This window comes from Paenibacillus pedocola, from assembly GCF_031599675.1.
GTDB classification, from domain to species: Bacteria; Bacillota; Bacilli; order Paenibacillales; family Paenibacillaceae; genus Paenibacillus_AQ; species Paenibacillus_AQ pedocola.
The window spans coordinates 6,271,362-6,292,742 of record NZ_CP134223.1; the positions used below are offsets into that span (position 1 = coordinate 6,271,362).

Sequence of the window (21,381 nt, forward strand, 5' to 3'; positions counted from 1 at the left end):
TGACTCGGTGGGAGGAACTATGGAATATCCTGTAAATATTTTACTTGTAGACGACCGGCCGGATGAACTTCTCTCCATTCAGGCCCTGCTCGCTGACACACCCTATCAGCTGATTGGCGCAACCTCCGGGATGGATGCCCTGAAATGCCTGCTGGAGCAGGAATTTGCGCTAATCATTATGGATGTGCTGATGCCGGACATGGATGGCTTCGAAACGGCCAAACGGATAAAAATGCGCAAGAAATCGCGGGATATCCCGATTATTTTTCTAACCGCACTTACCTCCGAGCTGGAGAACTATATGATGGCCTATTCAGCCGGAGCAATTGATTTTCTGACGAAGCCCTTCCATCCCCTAGTCCTGAAAAGCAAGATCGACGGCTTCGTCCGCCTGTACCAGACCCGCAAGGAGCTGCAGATTAAATCGCAGGAGCTGGAATCGGCTAATATCGTGCTCACGGAACTGAAGGATACGGCGGAGCTTGCCCTAAGGATCAAAAGCGGCTTTCTCGCCATGATGAGCCATGAAATCCGCACCCCGCTCAATGGCATTATCGCAATGTCGGATGTGCTGAGAACCTCGGAGCTGACGCCGGATGATCTGGAGATGGCTGAAATCATTCATACCAGCGGTCATGCGCTGCTGTCTGTCATCAACCACATTCTCGATTTCACGAAGATTGAATCCGGCAAAATGGAGCTGGACTACGAGCTGTTCAACTTCCGCTCCTGCCTCAAGGAAACGATCGACATGTTCAGAGCGCTGGCCTTGAAACGCGACCTGCAGCTGGAAATGTTCATTGACCCGAATATTCCGGACCTGCTGGTCGGTGACCCCAACCGGCTTAGACAGGTACTGAACAATCTGATCGGTAACGCGATTAAATTCACCTCCAGCGGAAGTGTGAAGGTCCATGCGGGCCTCAGACAGGTGCTGGATGGTGTGCTGCAGCTGGAATTCGTCATTGAGGATACAGGCATCGGGATCCCTGCTGACAAAATGAAATATCTGTTCCAGCCCTTCACCCAGATCGGCGCGACCATTGATCACAAGTTCAAGGGGACGGGCCTTGGCCTCTCCATCTGCAAAATGCTGGTGGAGCTGATGGGCGGTACCATCTACGCCCGGCCGGATATGGAGCAGGGTGCGGCGTTTGTCTTTACGATTCAGGTCACCGAAGGCAGCCCGGATTAAGATCCGCTGCTCAAAACACACAAAAACCGCAAGTCTCCGGGATATGGAGCGCTTGCGGTTTTTGTGTGTTTATCCGGCTACGGCGTCTGCCGGGGGCAGTGCCCGGAGCTTATTCGCCGGTCAGTCCCGCCGGAGCAGGATGCGCAGTAATGTACTCCAGGGCGTTATAGATCATTTCCGCGGCTTCAGCACGCGTAATCCCCCTAGCCGGATGGAACTTGCCGCTGCTGTCCAGACTGGCGATGCCCAGCACCAGCGCCCGCTGGATGGAGCCGTCATACCCGGAGGTGAACTCCGCGTTGTCGGCGATGACCACCGGCATGATTTTGATCATCGGAAGATTGCTGTGCTTCTCGATGGTCAGGATCAGCTGATGGGTGAACTCCTCGCGCGTCCATTTCTTGCCGGGATCAAGGTCTGATGGCAGGCCGATATCGTTATTGGCCGCGATGATCAGCGCGTCCGCATACCAGGCATCATTATTGGCATTTGCGTAGTAGTCGGTCGCCAGCGGCGCTTTGAAGAACCGCAGCAGATCAATGTTCAGGTCAAAAGCGTTTACGAACATTTGAATCCCCTGCGCAGCTGTAACCGGAGCATCCGGGAGGAATTTAGTATCGCTTACCCCGTGGAGCACGCCCTGCTGCTGTAGCTGTACAATTTTATCTTTAGCCGGTGTGGCATTCAAGTCATCAAAGGATGCGGCGGCCGCCAAGCTCTGTCCGGCAAACGTCAGGGTCAGTACCGCTGCTGCCGACAGGGTCAGCCGTTTAAATGTAGTAGTCTTCATGATGGATCACCTCATAATAGTTTAGTTTGCGGGATCTGTGCTTCTTTCTTCCAGACGGGTGGGATGCAGAAAGGTTGCAGCTCCCCTAACGCTATCTTGCGAAGCGCCAAAAAGCCCGGCTCCCTGCGTTTGTCCGCAGGAAGCCGGGCTGGCCGGCACGACTATATTGATGATCGGATTGGGTGAGCTATGCTGTCTTGCCCGGTCCGTCTGCACTCCAGCGCTGAACCGGACTTGATGCGTTACAGCTGCTCCGCCCCGGTTGTCTGGACCTCAAGCTTCTTATGGTTGAGTACATTATCCTCCAGTACGGCGAACTTGTCGCCGTATTCTCTGATGATATGCTGCTCCCCCCAGGCGCATAAGGAATCCAGAATGGAGCGCAGTGATTTTCCGTAATCACTTAGCTCATATTCTACTTTGGGCGGTACCTGATTATAGCTGATCCGGTTGACAATGCCGTCCTGCTCCAGTTCACGGAGCTGCTGGGTAAGCATTTTCTGCGTAATGTTCGGCATATGGCGCTTCAAATCACTGGTCCGCATCTTGCCATGCGTCAGGTGGCAGAGGATGACGCATTTCCATTTGCCTCCGATAACCTCCAGCGTCGCTTCCACAGAGATATTATATTTTTTGGACATGAGGTCCTCCTGAAAATTATGTTATGGGTACTTTTTAGTACCTATATTACTTGAAAGTACGTACTATCCATTATTGCCTGCATAATTCATAATAGCATTTACCGGCCGGTGATTACCATACTATAGGAGTGGAAAACATGTCCTTAGAACAAAGAAGAAGCACCCTAGCGCTGCTGGCTCTGGCAGTCAGCGCTTTTGCTATCGGAACAACCGAGTTTATCAGTGTCGGCCTGCTGCCGCTCATTGCTGATGACCTGCATATATCCGTAACTGCGGCGGGTCTGACCGTCACATTGTATGCCCTGGGCGTCACCTTCGGTGCCCCCGTGCTGACATCGCTGACTACAGCGGTATCCCGCAAAACGCTGCTGATTGCGCTGATGGTGCTGTTCATTCTCGGCAACAGCCTTGCCGCCGCTGCTGGCGGGATTACCCTGCTGCTGATTGCCCGGGTGATCTCCGCCCTGTCGCACGGCCTGTTCATGTCAATCGCCTCAACGATCGCTGCCGATCTTGTTCCTGAGAACCGCAGGGCCAGCGCGATCTCTATTATGTTCACCGGCCTCACGGTCGCTACCGTCACGGGTGTACCGCTCGGTACGTTTCTCGGCCAGCAGCTGGGCTGGCGGGCCGCTTTTATCGCCATTGTCGCCACCGGCGTTGTCGCGCTGGCTGCCAACCTCATTCTCATCCCTTCAGGACTGCGCAAAGGCACCCGCACGCCGCTCAGCGAGCAGGTGAAGCTCGTGACGAACGGCCGGCTGCTGCTGGCTTTTGCCATCACCGCTTTAGGGTACGGCGGAACCTTTGTCGTCTTCACTTATTTATCCCCGCTGCTGCATGAGATCAGCGGCTTCAAGGAACAGACTGTCGCGGTTATTCTGCTCGTCTACGGCGTTGCCATTGCCATCGGCAACATGATCGGCGGCAGGGCAGCCAACCATAAACCGATGAACGCCTTGTTCTATATGTTTGCCCTGCAGGCGGTTGTTCTGCTGGTCCTAACCTTTACGGCCCCGTTCAAAGCCGCAGCCTTGATTACGATCTTCTTCATGGGGCTGCTCGCCTTTATGAATGTGCCTGGGCTTCAGGCTTATGTGGTAATCCTGGCGGACCGGTATGCGCCCAGTGCCAGAGATATCGCCTCTGCTGTTAATATCGCTGCCTTTAATGCAGGCATTGCCATCGGCGCTTATCTCGGAGGACTGGTTACGGATCACATGGGTCTGATTCATACCGCCTGGGCCGGAGCGGTTATGGTGCTTGGGGCAGTGTTTCTTACTGCCTGGAGCCGTGCGCTGGAGCGGAAGGACGAACGGACACTGGAGCATAAGGCCGCATAATCAATCAAACATTCAATCCGGCCTAATTCAGAGCACTAATTACATTTCGGAGGTTATGGATAATGACACAGCATACAGCACAGCATCTGCAAGATTGGACAGCATTACAGAACGGAGTGAATATGCCGTGGTTCGGCCTTGGGGTATTCCAGGTCGCTGACGGCGCAGAGCTGGTGGCGGCAGTGAAATCAGCCATTGCCCACGGCTACCGCAGCATTGATACTGCAGCTATCTACGAGAATGAGCGGGGAGTGGGGCAAGCATTGGCGGAAGCAATTGCCGAGAACAAGCTCTCCCGGGAAGATCTCTTTATCACCTCAAAGGTCTGGAATGCCGACCTCGGCTATGAAGCGACCATTGCCGCCTATGAAGCCAGCCTGGAGAAGCTTGGCCTGGACTATCTCGATCTATACCTCATTCATTGGCCGGTGGAGGGCAAATATAAGGAAGCCTGGAGAGCACTCGAAACACTCTATAAAGCAGGCCGCGTAAAAGCGATCGGAGTCAGCAATTTTCAGATTCATCATTTGGAGGATCTGCTGAGGGATGCCGAAATACGGCCGATGGTCAACCAGGTCGAGCTTCATCCCTACCTGCCCCAGCAGGCACTGCGAACCTTCTGCAGGGAGCAGGGCATTCAGATCGAAGCCTGGTCGCCGCTGATGCAGGGCGGGCTGCTGGATCAGCCTGACCTGCAGGAGATTGCTGCCGGATACGGCAAATCGGTTGCCCAGGTCATCCTGCGCTGGGATTTGCAGCATGGCATTGTGACGATTCCGAAGTCGACCAGGGAACAGCGGATTACCGAAAATGCCGCCATCTTTGATTTTGTCCTGAGCGCTGAGGATATGGCCCGGATTGACGGGCTGAACCGCGATCAGCGGGTCGGTCCGGACCCGGACAATTTCAATTTCTGATGCGCAGAAAGCCCCTCTTTCTCAGTGAGAAGGAGGGGCTTTGTTTGTCGTACTGCCTGTAAGCCGGTCAGACGCTACCTACCGCGGCAATCAGCACCGGCAATACAAGGAAGGAAGCCAGCGTGGTCCAGACTATACAGCGCGAGACCAGCGAAGGCGAGCTGCCGAAGCGTTCAGCCAGCACGACGGAATTAACAGCGACCGGCATGGAAGCCAGGATAAGCAGCACCGAGAACAGCGTGCCGGTTATATTCAGCAGGAGCAGAACGAGCAAGGCGATCAGCGGAGCCAGCAGCAGGCGGACGGTCAGACCCGTCCAGAAGGCGAGCTGCACATTGCGCTCCGTGTGGGCGGCCTTGACCTTGACCATCTGGGCACCGAGGATTGCCAGGACCACCGGCGAATACGCCCCGGCCACCATGGACACTCCTGTGGCCAGCTCATGCGGCAGCTGCAGGCCGAGCGCCCGCAGCAGAAAAGCCGCAATCGCCGCGTAGATGGCCGGCAGGGCGAACACCGATTTCACGGCGCTGCGGACATTAAACTGCGATCTGGCGGCGAAATATACGCCGATCGTATTGACGATGACCATCTGGGCGATGACATAAACGGATGCCTTGTCGAGCCCCAGCTGGCCGAAGGCCAGCAGTACAAGCGGCAGCCCGTAATTCACGCTGTTGGTAAAGGTGGAAATCAGGGTCAGTCCGGCTGCTTCCGGCGGAGCCAGTCTCAGGATCCGGCCGAGAAGTACCGCCACGATCCATAAGAACAGCAGGTTCAGCAGTGCAAAGGCAAGCGTCTTATAAACATCATCAAGGGAAATCTCAGCCTTAGCCAGCGTATCCAGAATGATCGCCGGGCTCAAAAAATACAAATAAAGCGTCAGCAACGGCTTAGTATCTAAATTCTTGTAACGGCCCAGCAGCGCACCGGCAGTGACGGGAATGGACAGCGGCACAATGACCTCTACTAAAGTCGACAACACAGTCTGAATCACGGCCAGGACTCCTCTGTTCTATAGTTAATCCCTACTATACCTCCGTAAACAGGAGCCGTCTAAGATATGGAAACAATATGCTTGATAGACAATGCCTATGGCAGCACATTACTTCCCGTAAGATAGTATTGTGCTATGATAGACAAAAACATCGTTTCCAGAAGGAGGCTGAATGAATATGAACGGACAAGAGCCTGTCGTTTTGACCAAAGGTGTACCGGGCGAGCCCTGCCCCATCGCCAAGACACTTGATGTCATCGGCACCAAGTGGACCTTTCTGATTATCCGCGACCTGCTGATTGAAGGCACCCTGCGGTTCAGTGATCTGCTGAAATCGCTGGAGGGGATCAGCCCGAAGACACTGTCGCTGCGGCTCCGTGAGCTGGAGAACCATGGCATCGTTGAACGGACGGTGTATCCCGAGGTTCCGCCGCGCGTGGAATATACGCTGACCCCCAAAGGTATACAGCTGGAAGGAATTTTTATCGAGCTCAAAAGATACGGCCTGGCACTTTAAGAAAACAGCTTCTTCGTCCACTCAGATATCTAAATTCTTCTATCCAAAAAAAGTTTTGGTCCGCGCGTCAGCGGCAGCACAAAACTAACTTTTAGGAAACTGTATGTCGAAAAGGTAACTACTTCCCTAATGGAAGTAATGAGAATATACTCTCCTCAAAGAGCAGCACAAACTTATCTTTAGGGGAGGAATTATTATGTTAACAGGACAAAAGATAGTCATTATCGGCGGAAGCTCGGGGATTGGACTGGAGACGGCAAAACGCGCTGCATCCCAAGGCGCGGAGCTTATCATTGCCAGCCGCTCCCGGCAGAAGCTGGAGCAGGCCAAGGCTGCCATCGGCGACAACGCTAAGGTTAGCGCTTATACGCTGGATGTGACGGATGAGGAGCAGGTGCAGGCTTTTTTTGCGGAAACCGGAGTCTTCGATCATCTGGTTGTCAGCGCAGCGGAAACGGGCGGCGGGGCTTTTCTGACTACGCCTACGGGTGCTGCGCGCGGGCTGTTCGAGAATAAATTCTGGGGCCAGTATTATGCCGCCAAGTATGGTGCGCCGAAGCTGAACCCGCAGGGGTCCATTACCCTGTTCTCAGGCATTGTGGCCTTTAAGTCCATGTCAGGCTCATCAGTGCTCGGTGCGGTGAACGCCGCTGTTGCCAATCTGGGACAGACCTTGGCTCTGGAGCTGGCTCCGCTGCGGGTGAATGTGGTCTCCCCGGGCATTATCGATACCCCTTCCCGCGCAGGAATGGCGGAAGCAGCCCGCAGCGCATTCTACAGCAGTACGGCTGCCAAGCTGCCGGTGCAGCGCATTGGTACAGCAGAGGATGTGGCGGAAGCGGTCCTTTATCTGATTCATAACGGCTTTGTAACAGGCACGGTACTGCATGCGGATGGCGGGCACCGCCTGATTTAAGACCATATATTTAGAAAAAATCCCCGTCCCCCGGCATGTAGTCAGGGAACAGGGATTTTTCATTACAAGGCTTTGATCTCCAGCAGCTCATATTTAATGACGCCCATTGGAGCATTAACGCTGATAATGTCGCCTACTTTTTTACCGATAAGCTCTTTGCCCAGCGGACTTTCGTATGAGATCTTGTTATCCAGCACATCGGCCTCAGCAGGTCCCACCACTCTATATTCGATTCTTTCCGAGTATTCCACATCATTCAGAATCACGATGGAGCCCACGCTGACTGCGCTCAGGTCCATGCTGCTGGCATCGACGATCTGGGCTTTGGTCAGCATTTTCTCCAGAATCATGATGCGGGTCTCCATGAATGACTGGTCTTCCTTGGCCGAGTGATATTCACTGTTCTCCTTCAAGTCCCCATAGCTGATCGCCAGCTTAAGCCGGGCCGCAAGCTCTTTGCGCCCTACTTCCTTGAGTTCCCTAAGCTCTTCCTCGAGCTTGGCCAAGCCTTCTTTGGTCAAGAATACTTCTTCATTGGACATGTTTCACAACTCCTATTTTTGCCTGCTTTATTGTATTCTACCCCATATTTCCTAAACATGCGAAACAATAAGTGGAGAATACACTGCAGAGGCGACCAATCCCTTACACATTCACTTCCTGGTTGGCGGAAGCAGATTTCACTGCGGCTGTGGAGGCTCCGCCCTGCCCTCCGCCAGTTCTTAGCAGGAAGGTCAGCGGAATGGCGAGTAGGCCAACCACAGTGGCAATGAGGAAAATGTCCTGCACACTCATAGTCATTCCTTGTGCTTTCAGCAAGGAGCCGGCAGCAGAAGCCGATCCACCCGTCAGCTCCTTCAGATGCACAAGGGACCGCGAAGACAGCAGTGAGCTGAACACGGCGATGGATAGTGCCCCCGTCGCCTGGCGGACCCAGTTCGTAACGGAAGAGGCATGGCCGGTGATCTGTTTCGGCACGGCAGACATCCCCGCATTAGTCACCGGCATAAAGGCCAGGGCAATCCCTATATTGCGCAGCGTCATCAGCAGAGCAATATACGTATGGGTAGCAGCCAGTGTAATGTGGCTGAGCTCCCAGGTCGAAATGCTAAGCAGCAGAATACCGCTGAGAATCAGCCAGAACGGGCCGACCTTGGAATACAGCTTGCCGACCACGGGCGACAATACCGCCATGACGATGGAACCGGGCAGCAGCACCAGTGCGGTCTTCAGCGGAGTAGACTGCTGGATATCCTGCAGGAATACCGGAATCAGGAATGTCCCTGAATAGAGGGCGACGGTGATGATGCAGTTAATGATCAGGCTGTACGTGAAGCGGTTCTGCCGGAAGACGGTCAGGTTCAGCAGCGGCTCCTTCAGGGACAGCTCTCTGCGGATGAAATAAGCCAGGGTGATGCACCCGGTAACCAGCAGCGAGAGCGTCTTCCAGGAGGCCCAGCCCCAGGCATTGCCTTTATTAAAGGCCAGAATAATGAAGGCACTGCTGAGAATAACCGTTACAAAGCCCGGCAGATCGAAGCTCCTGGACTCTCCTGCGCTCCGCTGGAAGGGCAGGCATTTAAGGGCTACTACAATGGCTATAATCCCTATAGGCAGGTTAATGAGGAACAGGGACTCCCAGCCGAAATAACCGGTCAGCCAGCCGCCCAGCGTGGGTCCGAATGCCGGGGCCAGCATGGAGGAAAGACTCCACAGGCTCATGGCAAAGGCCTGCTTCTCCTTGGCGATGAACTGATAGATCATAGTCATGGTCGTAGGAATAATCAGCCCCCCGAATACCCCTTGGAGAATCCGGAAGGTAATGAGTGAATGAATGCTCCAGGATACGGTACACAGTCCGGAGAACAGGGTAAAGCCCGACAACGCAAACACGTACAAATATTTGTAGCTCCACTTGTCGCCAAAATAGCCGACAACCGGAGCAACCACTCCGGTTGCCAGCAGATAACCGGTAATCATCCACTGGACGGTGCTGATTTCCGCATGAAAGTCCTTCAGGAATACCGGAAAGGCTACATTAATGGTCGTAGTGCTCAGGATCGCCATAAAATTGCCGAAAAATATCGCCAGTATAATAAGCCAGAACGATGAAGCATTTGCCTTTTGCTGATTCAATGGGTTCACTTCAACTTTCTATATCAAATAGGTGTATAATACAATTAATAATATATGTGTATTATACAACTATCAATTTGAAAGTCAATGTGACTTGTTTCATGGCACTTTCAAAACAGCTGGCCATTTTTAACCGTGCGCCTGTATTTTCACTTATACTATGGAGAAGAGTATTGAACAAAGGACTGAATAATCCAATGGATGAAAAAAATCTTGATGCCCTTAACAATGAGATGATGACCCTGATACGCCGTTCCACGCTGGACAAGAAGCATGGCGGGCTGGACCGCTCGTCCTATACCCTGCTCCATTATCTCTCCAGGCACGATAAGAGCGGCGTTAAGGCGCTGGCCGAAGAGCTCGGACTGGACACCTCAACCATCAGCAGACAGACCGCTGTGCTGGAGAGCAAGGACTATGTCGTGCGGATTCCTGATCCGCAGGACGGGAGATCAAGCTATTTTCAGATTACGGAGTTTGGGGCGCAGACCTTGGCTAATGCCCGGCGGCTCCGCCTGCAGCGGTATGAGGAGATTTTCGAAGAGTGGTCACCTGAGGAATGCCAAACGTTCCGCACGTTGCTGGCCAAACTTAACCGTAAGCTGACGGAGTAGCATTACTCCCCTTAAAAGGATTGACGAAAGCAGATACAGCTGGTAGATTAGATTAAATTAATCATACGGTTCAACTCGGAATTACATTTTAGCCAAAGGGGCTGATCCCTATTAACTTTGTTTTCTTTTCCCCTCATTTCCCTAAGAACAGTGCTGATTTCTGTACCCAGCTGCAGCGCCAGGGGGTCATCGTGCTCGGGATTGGTGACGCCGAATACGCCCATTTAGAGGACAAGCTGCAGCTCGCGCTTACGGAATATTACAAAGTGTCTGATCTGGAGAATTATGAGGAGATTCTGCGGGCCGTCGGCTATTTCACACATAAATACGGCAAAATTGACCGCTTCGAGTCGCTGAACGAATACTGGCTGGAGCAGGACGCGAATATCCGGACCGACTTCAACATTTACGGCACGAAGAACGATTTCGTCGCTAACCTGAAGCAGAAGTCCAAGATGAAAGAGTTTTTCCGCAAAAGCGGTGTAAGCACCGTTCAGTTCTCTACCGGAACTACCCGCGACAGTGTAGATGAATTCATCCGCAGTGCCGGATTCCCGCTGGTGGTGAAGCCGGACCTCGGTTCCGGAGCCAGCAATACTTACAAAATCAGCAATGAGGATGAGCTGCAGCACTTTTTTGATACGAAGCCTGCGGAGGTCTCCTTCATTATTGAGGAATTCATTGACGGGGTGATTCTCACATATGACGGGCTGGTGGATATTAACGGGGAAGTGCGGTTTGCCGTCAGCCATCTGTTCGAGAACAGCGTCATGGAAGTGGTCAACACCGATAACCATCTTTACTATTTCTGTCTGAAGGAGATCAGTCCTGAGGTCGAGGAGGCCGGACGGAGTATCCTGAAGGCTTTTGACATCCGGGAGCGGTTCTTCCATATCGAGCTGTTCAAGTCCAATAAGGATGGCCGGATCATCGCACTTGAGGTGAATATGCGTCCGCCCGGTGCGTGGATGACCGATGCCATTAACTTCTCATATGATATCGATGTGTATAAAGAATGGGCGGGCATGATCGCACATAATGAAGTCGGCGGCCCGTATGAAGGCAAATATTATACCGGCTATGCCAGCCGCAAGCAGCACAAGCATTACACGCACAGCCATGAAGACATTTACCGCACCTACGGCGCGAAGATTGTGAATTACGCCGAGATAGAAGAGGTATTCAGCAGAGCGATGGGCAACAGCGCCTATCAGTTCCGTTCTCCATCCTTAGAGGATGTCAGGGAAATGGTAAGGTATATACAACAAGAAGAGGGATAGGATGTGTTAACGGATGAAGACAAGCTACCGCAAGGAATACAGCCGTCACCTGCAGAGGGACATGGAGTATAAAGTATACGGCCACGCCGGCAAACCGATGCTTGTCTTCCCCACCTCGCTCGGCAGATTCTATCAGTACGAGGATTCCGGGATGATCGAAACGCTCTCCGGATTTATCGAAGCCGGGAAGCTGCAGATCTGGGCCTGTGACAGCATCGATGAGGAGACCTTTTTCTCCTCCCACTGGAACCATGAGGACAAGGCCATCCGGCATGAGCAGTACGACAAGTATATTACGCAAGAGCTGATTCCAGGCATTCTGGGCGAGAGCAAATGGAACAATGGCGGGGACGACCAGAAAATCATCATTTCCGGCTGCTCCATGGGCGCGTATTACAGCGCCAGCTTCTTTTTCCGTTATCCGCACTTTTTCGATACCTTAATTGCCCTGAGTGGCGTCTACTCCACCTATTATTTCTTCGGCGACTATATGAGCGAGAACGTCTACTTCAATTCTCCGCTCCATTACCTGCCCGGTCTGAGTGATGAGCATTACCTGGGTCAATACCGCAGCAGCAATATCATCCTCTGTGTCGGACAAGGAGCTTACGAAGACGAGATGCTTCATGAGACCCGTCTGCTCCAGGACCTGCTGCAGCGCAAAGGCATCCCTGCAAGGATCGACTATTGGGGCCATGATGTGAACCATGACTGGCCCTGGTGGAATAAGCAGATTCATTATTATGTCAGCAGCTGCCTCTGATATTCGCTATCGCTGCAGCAAGAAGAAACGGCTTCGCCGTCCTATTAGGGACGGTATCCGTTTCTGCGAAAAATAGAAGGATAAATTATAGCGTAAAACATATAAATTCTTATATTTCCAAAAAGCCCCGGGCTATATGCCCGGGGCTTTCTTGTGTTCCGTTATTCCGGCAAATGCTCTTTGCAGAACTGAGCCAGCTCAGCTTCCTCGTCCTCTTCCAGATCGAACTCCAGCAGCTTGCCGGTCGTCGTTTCCAGCAGATCGCAGGAGACTACCTTAACGTCTCCCTCTTCGACTTTGATCACTGCCCGGGCAGATACGCCGTTCTCTTCGTATAGCTCGTCCTCTTCCGGCACATCCAGATTGACGACGAACTCATATCGCTTGCCGCTCAGAATACCAAAAGGGTCTTTAATATTCTCAACGGTGTAACTCGTAAATGTCAGCACTGCGCATTCCTCTTTTCCTGAATCTCTGCCAAGCTATTGTATCACAAAATCAGGAACCGGCAATGATGCCCGGGCAGGGCGACCTTAGCTTACCCCACCACCGCTGTATCCGCTTTGGTCTTTCTGATCTGCTTGCTGCGCAGCTGGCCGCAGGCGGCGTCGATATCCACACCATGCTCCAGCCGGGTACTTACGCTGACGCCCTGCTTCTTCAAGGTGTCAAAAAAGGCCCGTACCGTCTCCCGCTCCGTCCGCTGGTATTGGCTGTGCTCATCCACCGGGTTGTAAGGAATCAGATTCACATTCACAAGCTGCCGGCGGCTGCCGATCAGTTCGGCCAGCTCCAGGGCATGCTCCTGGCGGTCATTGATATCCTTCAGCAGAATATACTCCAGCGTAATCCGCCGGTTCGTCTTCTCCAGATAGTAATCAATAGCCGGCATTAATTTCTCTATAGGAATCGCGCGGTTGATCTTCATGATCCGGGTCCGCAGCTCATTATTCGGCGCATGTAATGAAATCGCCAGGTTCACCTGCATATTGGCATCGGCGAATTCTCTGATTTTGTCGGCCAGACCGCTCGTGGAGACGGTGATGCCTTTGCCGGCAATCGCCAGCCCCTTATGATCCTTGATCGTGGTCAGGAAGTTCAGCAGGTGCGTAAAATTATCGAACGGCTCGCCGATACCCATTACCACGACATGGCTGACCCGCTGTCCAAGCCCGGCCTGATCCAGATGCTGCTGGACCTTCATAATCTGCTCCACAATTTCTCCGCTCGACAGGTCACGGCTCTTAGCCAAAAGCCCGCTGGCACAGAAGCTGCAGCCAATATTACAGCCGACCTGAGTAGTCACGCAGACGGACAGGCCATACTTCTGGCGCATCAGTACGGTTTCAATCAGGTTGCCGTCATTCAGGCGGAACAGGAACTTAATCGTGCCGTCGGCCGATTCCTGCTTCACATGCTCTTCCATCGTATGAAACACAAAATGCTCCGACAGCAGCCGGACGCAGTCCTGATTCATCTCCGACATATCTTCAAAGCCGTTGACCCGCTTGCGGTACAGAAACTCCCATACCTGTGAGGCGCGTGACTTCTTATGCCCGTGCTCCAGCAGCCATGACGCCAGTTGCTCCAGGGTTAATCCATAAATGGATTGTTTATTCATTATTTATCCTCTTTTCAAAACATTAAAGTTCGGTCTATAGTACTCATTCTCTCAAATTTATTTTATTAAAACAAGGGGAATTACCGCCTGCGGCCCCGGTATATGACAATTTCATTGCCAACACACAAAAAGCGCACCCCGGCCAAGAGTGCGCTCTTCCTGTTGATGTTATTTGAAAATGGCGAATTTCAGCCCTTTTTCCTTTAGGTAAGCAATAATTTCGGGTAGCACTTGAACCGTAATGCTCTTCTCATGCAGCAGATAAATGCCGCCGGAAGGATCGGTGTCATGGAAATATTCCACGATCTTCTCCGGGCTGTCCGCCTTCCAGTCCTCCGGGTCACGGTTCCAGAGCAGCACCTTTAGATGCTGTCTGCCGGCCTCTTCCGCCAGCTGCCGGTTCACCGCTCCATATGGAGGACGGAAGATCGTGACCGGGCCGGTAATCAGCTGCTCCAGTGACCGGTTCGCCCGGGCCAGATTATCCCGGTTCTCTTCTGCACTGTTCACCGTCAGATCGCTGTGGTCCCAGGAATGGTTGCCGACCGGCATCCCATGCTGATCCGCATAACGGACCGCTCCGGGGTAACGGCTGACATTCTGCCCGATGAACAGAAAATTCGCCGCTACGCCTTCCTTCACAAGAATATCTACGAGCTGTTCGGTGTAGCGCGACGGGCCGTCATCGAAGGATAAAGCGACATAGCCTTCCGGCAGGCTGTACTCATAGCTGTCTCCGGTAAGCTCAATCGCCTCATAGGACAGCTCCGGCTGTTCAGGCGGCTCCACAGGTATCGGCGCCGCCTCCGTTTGTCCGCTCTGGAGAGCAGCCAGCCGGACATCCGGGATATAAGCAGCTGGTGCACGCTCCTCCGCCCCCGGTCCAGCCGCTTCCACGGAGACATCCTGCTTCGCTTCCACACTGTTCGTAAACAGCTCCACTTCGCCATCCATACGCAGGAGGAACACCGCCAGCAGAAGGCTGAACACGAGGCCCCGCAGGAGGATGGGCCGGCTCCACAGCGCTGTCCGTTCGCGCTTGTGCCGTGGAGGTGCTGCCGGAACAGTCACTTCAGCCGCTTGCGGGGCTGTTTCGGCGGAAGGCGCTTCTTCTGGCAGCTTAAGCTGGGACAGCAGCGATTTATAGCTCTCCGAACAGGCAAAATACAGCGTTTCGCTGAATGTCCGGTTCATTTTGACCAGAGTGCTGAAATGGGTCCGGCGAAACGGGTCCCACTTCGTGTAAAGCGACAGCCGTACTCTCTGCCCTTCAAAAGGGCCTAAAGCAAGGAGTTGCAGGTATGTATATTCATCGATGCTAATAATCTGTCTCTTATGTAATCCGCCGCCGCGGGTTAGACCTACCTCCATCTGACAGCCATCCTGCCTGTGCTCAAGCGACAGCAGCTCAACCATCAGAGTGGCGCTTATGTCATGAACCGGCATAGGCTCTAGGTGTCCCCGTTTCCTTCATTGCGCTCTGCAGCGGGCATGCTGCCGCCAAAAGGAACCGTCATCCGGTTCGTGAAATCACTGATCATGCTGGAGAGGTAGGCTTTCTCCTGCCGGACCGTTTCGTACTTCTGTCTTAAATGGCTGTTTTCCGTTTCCAGCCTTCCGATCTTTTCTTCCAGCTCGTTCATCTTTTTCAGCTTTTCCGCGTGGGCCTCGTCATGCTTTTGCACCAGATTGGCGTACTTTTGCTGCTCCAGATCAATCGTGCTCTTTAGTTCATCCATTTCGCCTGACAAGGACGCATGAAGCTCGCGGTAGTCCTCAAGCACCTGGTCGACCTTAAGATTCCTCTCCACCAGCTTGTGCTCAAGCTCCATAATGTTCTTTTCCCGGTCTTCAATCACCTTATTCAGGTTCTTCAGATCCTTATTCAGCCGCTCCACATGTCCGCTGGAATGGGTCAGCCGGTCCTGCAGCTCATGATTATTGGTCTCGGTATGCGCTCTGGCCTGAATCATCTGCTCCACGGCAAAGATCAGATCGAGCGATTTCTTGTCCAGCTGCGCCTTGCCTGTAGAGATCAGGCTGGCCGGACTCTCACTCTTCTCGTAGCTGTCCAGGTCTTCCGGAGGGGCTTCCTCCACTTGCATCTTTGGAACCATGCCCGGCCTCAGCGTTTTATCCACCGCATCTCTTTTCTTGAAAAAAGGAGCAGCCATCTATAAATCACCTCATTATAATGTCAAAAAATGTCGAGCATATACGAGATTATTATAGATGATTTGCCCGGTGTATAAGTGAGCCTTAATGTCTAACTTTGCTAAATATATCCTAAGGCCCATTTTATCTGTTAAGGAAGGAGTACCCAAGTCTTTGGAACGACTTATGAACCCAAACACAGCAAAAAGCGCAGCCCCAAAGGACTACGCTTATGCATCAACAGCTTATTTATACAGTACTTTCTCAACATTGTATTTCGCCTTGAGCTTGTTCACGATGTATGTTTCATAAATCTCCCGGTCTACCGGATCTTCGACGATGCAGACTTCAATCTTGGTGACCTCATCGCGGTGCCCCTTCATTACCGATACAGTATCTTCAAAATGCTTTTTGATCCGGGGTCTAAGCTTTCTGGCTTTGCCCACAAACAGCAGCTCATCCTGATCATTGTAGAACATGAAGATGCCGCCGGCTTCCCGTGTGATCAGGTGGAAGTCCGTAAACCCGTAAATATGGCTTAGTACAGGGTTCTCCTGTTTGAATATGGTTACATCCGGTGCAGGAATTGTAATGCTGATCATTCGTGCTCACTTCCCTCTTATATATAGAAATAAATAGTATCACAGATCAAAGGGCCTGACTATTTCTATCTTCCGCCGGAAAGGTTGTTTTTAGTCCTCGGTTCACAAAGATTTCGCCTGCCGGTCCATAATCGAGCGGATGGTATCCCGAATGCCCTGCTCAAACGGCGTGGCCGGGATTTTGCCGGCGAGCTGCTTATATTTATCCCCGCTTAGGACAAGCGGCTCCTTCGTCAGATAGAGCATCTCCACGATCTCTTTCATCACGGGGAGGAATAATCCCAGCAGGGATAATCCGGCTGCGCCTACGGGAATAACCGGCTTGGACTTGCCGCTGGCCTCCCGGGCGAGACGGACGATCTCTTTGCCCGAAATGACGCCTGCCCCGGGAATGTTCCAGTTCTGTCCGTAGGCTTCCTCCCGTCCCGCCAGCTCCACGATCATTACCGCGGCATCCGGCAGATACACATATTCCCGGGCTACCGTCATATTGCCGATGAACATCGCCGGCTTGCCGGCGGCAATCGCCTCCAGCGTTGAACCCAGGTAGGACGCCTCATTGGCGGTCGGACCATAATAATCAGGCAGCCGGACTATAAGTCCCTTGGCCTTGCTCCAGCGCGGGCTGAAAAACATCCGTTCGAATTCGAGCTTAACCTTGCCCTTTTTCGTGTGCGGATTCTTCGGATGATCTTCATGAACCGGCTGCTCATCCACTCTTCTGCCATAAGGATAAATCCCGTCCACGGCCACAACCCGCGTACCCAGCCTGTTCGCCGCCTCCATCACAGCGATTCCCATCGGCAGCAGCTTAGTGCTCATTTCATGATAAGGTACCGAAGCGCTGTGGAAAATAACATCCGCCCCCTGTGCGGCCTTGAACACGTCATCAGCATTAAATACATCCCCGGTCTTCAACGTTAGACCCGCCGGATTCCCCAGCCCCGCTGCAAGCTGCGTAAGCTTAGGCATAGACCGCCCGAATGCAACCGTTTCGACGCCTCTTTTCAGCAGCTCCGCTATAATAACCGTTCCTGTTCCACCCGTAGCACCCAGTACAACCGCTTTGTTTAACATGTTCATTACCTCCTGATTTTAAAGTTGTTTTATTTGCTTCTTAATGGAATCGAAATTGTTAGTGACTGATCAATAACTATAAATGAAAATGTAACCTGTTTTGGCCGCCCGCTATTCTGCTGCCTGTTATTCTGCTGCCTGCTGTTAGTATAAGCCGTTTGTGTCATCAGTTTTTTGTTATTGATTAATCACTATTTAAATCATGCTTCAGGGCCTTACACCCTGAAATTCAAGAATAACTGATTGCTCCCCGCTGCGCAGGGCCCTACTAGTCCAGCTTCAAATGCTTCGGCTTAAGCGAAGGCATTTCCAGCACCATCGCGATATTGCAGAGCATGCCGTTGGCCATAAAGGTGCTTACTTCCACTTCGGGATTCGCTATTCCCGCTGCTATAAACTTTCCTTCGACCAGACGGATTACCTCCTGCATGCCTTTCTGCACCGCCTGGCGGATTGCCTCATCGCGAATGCCGAAGGCCTGCACCTGCAGTACAATCTCACTCGGATGTGTCTCCATCAGCTGCTCATACACACGGATGGTTTCATTAAGCAGTTCTCCTGGCGAAGCCGTAACACTCTGAAAACTGCGGATAATCCGTTCAAAAGCCCGGTCCAGCGCCGCCACAAACAGCTCCTCCTTGTTCTTGAACAGCTTGAAGATATAAGGCTGGGAAATCCCCACCTTCTCTGCCACCTGCGCCGTCGTCGCCCGGAAATATCCATGTTCCGCAAAAACTACAACCGCCGCCTCTAAAATCTGCTCCCGCCGGTTCACGCTGGTTGCTTCTGCCGTCTTGAGCCGGGGCGTGCCTGACTGTCCGCCTGTCATGTCTCTGCCTCCTGTTCCTGTTATTTCGATTGGTTATTGATCAATCACTTTCTTGATTGAAGTATACCCCGTGCCATTTCAATAATCAACCCTCAATTTAAGATTCCGCAAAAAAGGGCGGCACCGCCACCCCTGCATTCTAACCTTTAGACGTATGCAAAACATGCTCCGCACCTGTCACTTCTGATGATGGAAGGGACACGTCAGCTCTTCCGGAACAGCGTCCTTCGTCTCTTCCATCAAGCCAACAAAAGCCGGCTTCTGATAAATCAGGCGCGGGCTGAGGTTAAGCTCCCGGAGCTTATTGTCATTCCAAATCGGTGTAGAGGACGGCGACATGGGCGGAATCAGCCAATGCCATTTGCCGGATACCTCCCGGCCCTGCTGCTGCTCCTGTTCCTGAAACCGGACGAATTGGTCGGCCGCCGTATGATGGTCAACAATGCTGACCCCTGCCTGCTTGAAGGAATGCAGCACGGCGCGGTTCAGCTCCAGCAGCGCCCGGTCCTTCCACAGCGAAGTGTTGGTCGAACGGTCCAGTCCGAGCAAATCGGCCACCATCGGCAGGCGGTTATAGCGGCCGGCATCGCCCAGATTGCGGGAGCCGATCTCCGTCTCCATATACCAGCCATTAAAGGGAGCGGCCGGATAGCGGATGCCGCCGATCTCCAGAAGCATGTCCGAAACAACCGGAACGGAATACCAGCGCAGCTGAAGCTCGCCGAACCGTTCAATGTCCGGATGGCTGAGCGGAACTTCCTGCACCAGTTCCTCCGGAATCCTGAACCAGCGCGGCAGGGCTTCCCCGATGCTGATCACCAGCGGCAGTACATCGAAGTCACCGCCCTTGCCCTGCCAGCCGAGCCTACGGCAGACTACAGTGAAGGCATCGGAGGCAGGATCGCCGCAGCGGGGGTGCTCTCCATCTCCGGGATAACCGGCATAGCGGATCAGCTGGTGATTCCAGATGCGGATCACCTTGGCCGGATCATCACCACTTTGGAACACGGTCATCACCGGGCGGATGCGCCCGCCGTTAGCGGCCCGCTTCAGATGACTGAACAGCGCTTCGGCCACCTGCTCCGCGGTTTCAGCCCCGCGGGCATCAATAACCTCCAGTGTGTGCCAGAACAAGCGTCCGATGCAGCGGCTGTTATGCCGCCAGGCCATTTTGGCGCCATGAGCCAGCTCTTCTGCTGTATGGCTGTAGGTACCACACCGCCTGATTTCCTCACGCACAGCCTCGCTGCGGTCAATAAGCTCAGCCTCAGATTTCCCCAGCTCCCTGTAACATAACCGGAGGAATGCTTCCGCCTGCTCTATTAATTCTTCTCCGTTCAGCACTCCGTCATTTCTGCTCTCCATATGGCCCACTCCCTGTAAAATGCGTGTCACCAAGATGCTGCTCGTCAATAGCTCAATCATAGTAACTCCTGCCGGATTACGCAAGAATCTGGACGGGCGGCACCCGGACCTTATCTTTTATTCACTACAAATGCCACCGCGATCAAGGAAAAGACAGAGCAGCTGTTGAATATAGAACCTTGAGTCTTCCTGTCAAAATAGGGAAGAGACCAGCTCAGAAGCCCAGTATAGGAGGAATTTGCAGTGAGTACGATTATTCAGTTTCCTGAAGATTTTGTCTGGGGGGTCTCCACCTCTGCCTATCAGATTGAAGGGTCCCTGGACAAGGATGGCCGCGGGCCAAGCATATGGGACGAGCTCGCCGCCATCCCCGGCCGTATTTATAACGGCGATGATGCCAGCGTGGCCTGCGACAGCTATGAGCGCTACGAGGAGGATATCCGGCTGATGAAGGAGCTGGGTGTCAAAGCCTACCGCTTCTCCGTCTCCTGGCCGCGCATTTATCCGACTGGCAGCGGTGAAGTGAATCCGAAAGGGATAGCGTATTACAAAAAACTCGTCACAGCGCTGCTCGATAACGGCATTGAGCCCTTCTGCACGCTCTACCACTGGGAGCTGCCGCAGGCGCTGCAGGAGCAGGGCGGCTGGGAGAACCGGAAAACCATCGATGCTTTTGTGCAGTTTGCCGAAACCATGTTCCGGGAATTTGACGGCTTGATCAAGCACTGGATCACGTTCAACGAGCCATGGTGCATCGCCATTAACGGCCATCTGCTGGGCAGACATGCACCGGGCATTCAGAGCTGGCAGTCAGCCATCCAGGTCGCTCATCATGTGCTGGTAGCGCACGGCGCGACGGTACGCAAGTTCCGTGAACTGGGGACGGCAGGAGTCATCGGCTATGCGCCGGACATTTACTGGTACGAGCCGTTCTCGCAGAAACAGGAGGATGTGGATGCGGCCTACCGTGCTTTTTCCATCTATACCTGGTTCGTGACGCCGGTCTTTACCGGCAAATATCCCGAAGCCATGGCGGAATGGTTCAAGACCAAAGGCGCTGAACCGGTGATTGAAGCAGGGGATATGGAGGTTATTTCGCAAAAGCTTGATTTCCTGGGCCTGAATTTCTACGGCGGAAACATCGTGCGGCACAAAGCGGGGAATAACTATCTGGACCTCGAGCATGTGGACATCGGCTACGACAAATCCGACAAGGGCTGGTTTATTTTCCCGGAAGGGCTGTATTTGACCTTAAACTGGCTAAAAGAGCTGTGCGGCCCGCTGCCGATCTATATTACCGAAAATGGCGCCTGTTACAATGACGAGGTGATTGACGGACGGGTGCCGGATGAGCGGAGAATCCGCTTTTTGCAGAGCCATATTACCGAGCTGGGCCGGGCCATCGACTCCGGTGTCAACGTTAAAGGGTATCTGACCTGGTCGCTGATGGACAACTTCGAATGGGCATTCGGCTACTCCTGCCGCTTCGGGCTGGTGCATGTCGATTTCCGTACACAAAAACGGACGCCAAAGGAAAGCTATTACTGGTACCAGAAGCTGATCCGCAAAAACTGGCTGGAAATCGAGAGCAGATAATGAAGGCGCATATATAGTCAAAAAAAAA

At 53.1% G+C, this 21,381-nt stretch carries 22 protein-coding genes; 9 read left to right on the forward strand and 13 right to left on the reverse strand.

What is annotated here, in order from left to right; all coding sequences use genetic code 11:
- Positions 1-19 precede the first annotated feature (19 nt).
- The gene (locus QU597_RS27805; protein ID WP_310830704.1) at positions 20-1,195 is read left to right on the forward strand and encodes an ATP-binding response regulator; all 1,176 of its coding nucleotides are present in this window, start codon (positions 20-22) and stop codon (positions 1,193-1,195) included.
- A 109-nt stretch (positions 1,196-1,304) separates the two neighbouring features.
- Here QU597_RS27805 and QU597_RS27810 read toward each other — a convergent pair whose 3' ends face one another.
- Positions 1,305-1,985, reverse strand: a complete 681-nt coding sequence (locus tag QU597_RS27810) for an S-layer homology domain-containing protein (RefSeq protein ID WP_310830705.1) — start codon at positions 1,983-1,985, stop codon at positions 1,305-1,307.
- Positions 1,986-2,227: 242 nt separating this feature from the next.
- On the reverse strand, positions 2,228-2,626 hold the full coding sequence (locus tag QU597_RS27815) for a winged helix-turn-helix transcriptional regulator (protein WP_310830706.1): 399 nt from the start codon (positions 2,624-2,626) through the stop codon (positions 2,228-2,230).
- A gap of 137 nt (positions 2,627-2,763) precedes the next feature.
- Here QU597_RS27815 and QU597_RS27820 point away from each other — a divergent pair, with 137 nt between their 5' ends.
- Both QU597_RS27820 and QU597_RS27825 read left to right on the forward strand, forming a co-directional pair.
- On the forward strand, positions 2,764-3,969 hold the full coding sequence (locus QU597_RS27820) for an MFS transporter (protein ID WP_310830707.1): 1,206 nt from the start codon (positions 2,764-2,766) through the stop codon (positions 3,967-3,969).
- A 62-nt stretch (positions 3,970-4,031) separates the two neighbouring features.
- Complete coding sequence (locus QU597_RS27825) at positions 4,032-4,886, forward strand: aldo/keto reductase (protein ID WP_310830708.1); 855 nt, start codon at positions 4,032-4,034, stop codon at positions 4,884-4,886.
- 67 nt (positions 4,887-4,953) lie between these two features.
- Here the strand turns inward: QU597_RS27825 and QU597_RS27830 are convergent, their stop codons facing one another.
- Positions 4,954-5,883 (reverse strand): AEC family transporter, encoded by a 930-nt coding sequence (locus QU597_RS27830; RefSeq protein ID WP_310830709.1) that lies wholly within the window; start codon positions 5,881-5,883, stop codon positions 4,954-4,956.
- A gap of 178 nt (positions 5,884-6,061) precedes the next feature.
- Between QU597_RS27830 and QU597_RS27835 the strand changes: the two genes are divergently transcribed.
- Both QU597_RS27835 and QU597_RS27840 read left to right on the forward strand, forming a co-directional pair.
- Positions 6,062-6,400, forward strand: coding sequence for a winged helix-turn-helix transcriptional regulator (locus QU597_RS27835; RefSeq protein ID WP_310830710.1), 339 nt, complete (start codon positions 6,062-6,064; stop codon positions 6,398-6,400).
- A 196-nt stretch (positions 6,401-6,596) separates the two neighbouring features.
- Positions 6,597-7,316, forward strand: a complete 720-nt coding sequence (locus QU597_RS27840) for an SDR family oxidoreductase (protein ID WP_310830711.1) — start codon at positions 6,597-6,599, stop codon at positions 7,314-7,316.
- Between the two features lie 62 nt (positions 7,317-7,378).
- On the opposite strand, the gene greA is transcribed toward QU597_RS27840, so the two are convergent.
- Positions 7,379-7,858 carry a transcription elongation factor GreA gene (gene greA, locus QU597_RS27845; protein WP_206102467.1) on the reverse strand — a complete coding sequence of 160 codons (480 nt, stop codon included), beginning with the start codon at positions 7,856-7,858 and terminating at the stop codon, positions 7,379-7,381.
- A 103-nt stretch (positions 7,859-7,961) separates the two neighbouring features.
- Entirely contained in the window at positions 7,962-9,452 is a 1,491-nt protein-coding gene (locus QU597_RS27850; protein ID WP_310830712.1) for an MDR family MFS transporter, read from the reverse strand.
- Between the two features lie 173 nt (positions 9,453-9,625).
- On the opposite strand from QU597_RS27850, the gene QU597_RS27855 reads away from it, so the two are divergent.
- The 3 genes from QU597_RS27855 to QU597_RS27865 all read left to right on the forward strand — a co-directional run bounded on the left by QU597_RS27855 (position 9,626) and on the right by QU597_RS27865 (position 12,109).
- Positions 9,626-10,066, forward strand: a complete 441-nt coding sequence (locus QU597_RS27855) for a MarR family winged helix-turn-helix transcriptional regulator (RefSeq protein ID WP_310830713.1) — start codon at positions 9,626-9,628, stop codon at positions 10,064-10,066.
- A 191-nt stretch (positions 10,067-10,257) separates the two neighbouring features.
- Positions 10,258-11,346, forward strand: coding sequence for an ATP-grasp domain-containing protein (locus QU597_RS27860; protein ID WP_310830714.1), 1,089 nt, complete (start codon positions 10,258-10,260; stop codon positions 11,344-11,346).
- Positions 11,347-11,359: 13 nt separating this feature from the next.
- Complete coding sequence (locus QU597_RS27865) at positions 11,360-12,109, forward strand: esterase family protein (protein ID WP_310830715.1); 750 nt, start codon at positions 11,360-11,362, stop codon at positions 12,107-12,109.
- Between the two features lie 161 nt (positions 12,110-12,270).
- Here the strand turns inward: QU597_RS27865 and QU597_RS27870 are convergent, their stop codons facing one another.
- The 8 genes from QU597_RS27870 to QU597_RS27905 form a co-directional block, all read right to left on the reverse strand.
- Positions 12,271-12,558 (reverse strand): DUF6509 family protein, encoded by a 288-nt coding sequence (locus tag QU597_RS27870; protein WP_236336655.1) that lies wholly within the window; start codon positions 12,556-12,558, stop codon positions 12,271-12,273.
- 89 nt (positions 12,559-12,647) lie between these two features.
- Entirely contained in the window at positions 12,648-13,730 is a 1,083-nt protein-coding gene (gene rlmN, locus QU597_RS27875) for a dual-specificity RNA methyltransferase RlmN (RefSeq protein ID WP_310830716.1), read from the reverse strand.
- A gap of 168 nt (positions 13,731-13,898) precedes the next feature.
- Positions 13,899-15,176 carry a polysaccharide deacetylase family protein gene (locus tag QU597_RS27880; protein WP_310830717.1) on the reverse strand — a complete coding sequence of 426 codons (1,278 nt, stop codon included), beginning with the start codon at positions 15,174-15,176 and terminating at the stop codon, positions 13,899-13,901.
- Positions 15,177-15,181: 5 nt separating this feature from the next.
- Positions 15,182-15,904: a hypothetical protein gene (locus QU597_RS27885; RefSeq protein WP_310830718.1), complete on the reverse strand. Its 723-nt coding sequence runs from the start codon at positions 15,902-15,904 to the stop codon at positions 15,182-15,184.
- Between the two features lie 225 nt (positions 15,905-16,129).
- Positions 16,130-16,486 carry a nucleotide excision repair endonuclease gene (locus QU597_RS27890; protein ID WP_310830719.1) on the reverse strand — a complete coding sequence of 119 codons (357 nt, stop codon included), beginning with the start codon at positions 16,484-16,486 and terminating at the stop codon, positions 16,130-16,132.
- Between the two features lie 102 nt (positions 16,487-16,588).
- Positions 16,589-17,569 (reverse strand): NAD-dependent epimerase/dehydratase family protein, encoded by a 981-nt coding sequence (locus tag QU597_RS27895; RefSeq protein ID WP_310830720.1) that lies wholly within the window; start codon positions 17,567-17,569, stop codon positions 16,589-16,591.
- 262 nt (positions 17,570-17,831) lie between these two features.
- Entirely contained in the window at positions 17,832-18,392 is a 561-nt protein-coding gene (locus tag QU597_RS27900) for a TetR/AcrR family transcriptional regulator (RefSeq protein ID WP_310830721.1), read from the reverse strand.
- 177 nt (positions 18,393-18,569) lie between these two features.
- Positions 18,570-19,757 (reverse strand): nitric oxide synthase oxygenase, encoded by a 1,188-nt coding sequence (locus QU597_RS27905; RefSeq protein ID WP_310830722.1) that lies wholly within the window; start codon positions 19,755-19,757, stop codon positions 18,570-18,572.
- 243 nt (positions 19,758-20,000) lie between these two features.
- Between QU597_RS27905 and QU597_RS27910 the strand changes: the two genes are divergently transcribed.
- Positions 20,001-21,353: a GH1 family beta-glucosidase gene (locus QU597_RS27910; RefSeq protein ID WP_310830723.1), complete on the forward strand. Its 1,353-nt coding sequence runs from the start codon at positions 20,001-20,003 to the stop codon at positions 21,351-21,353.
- Positions 21,354-21,381: the final 28 nt, after the last annotated feature.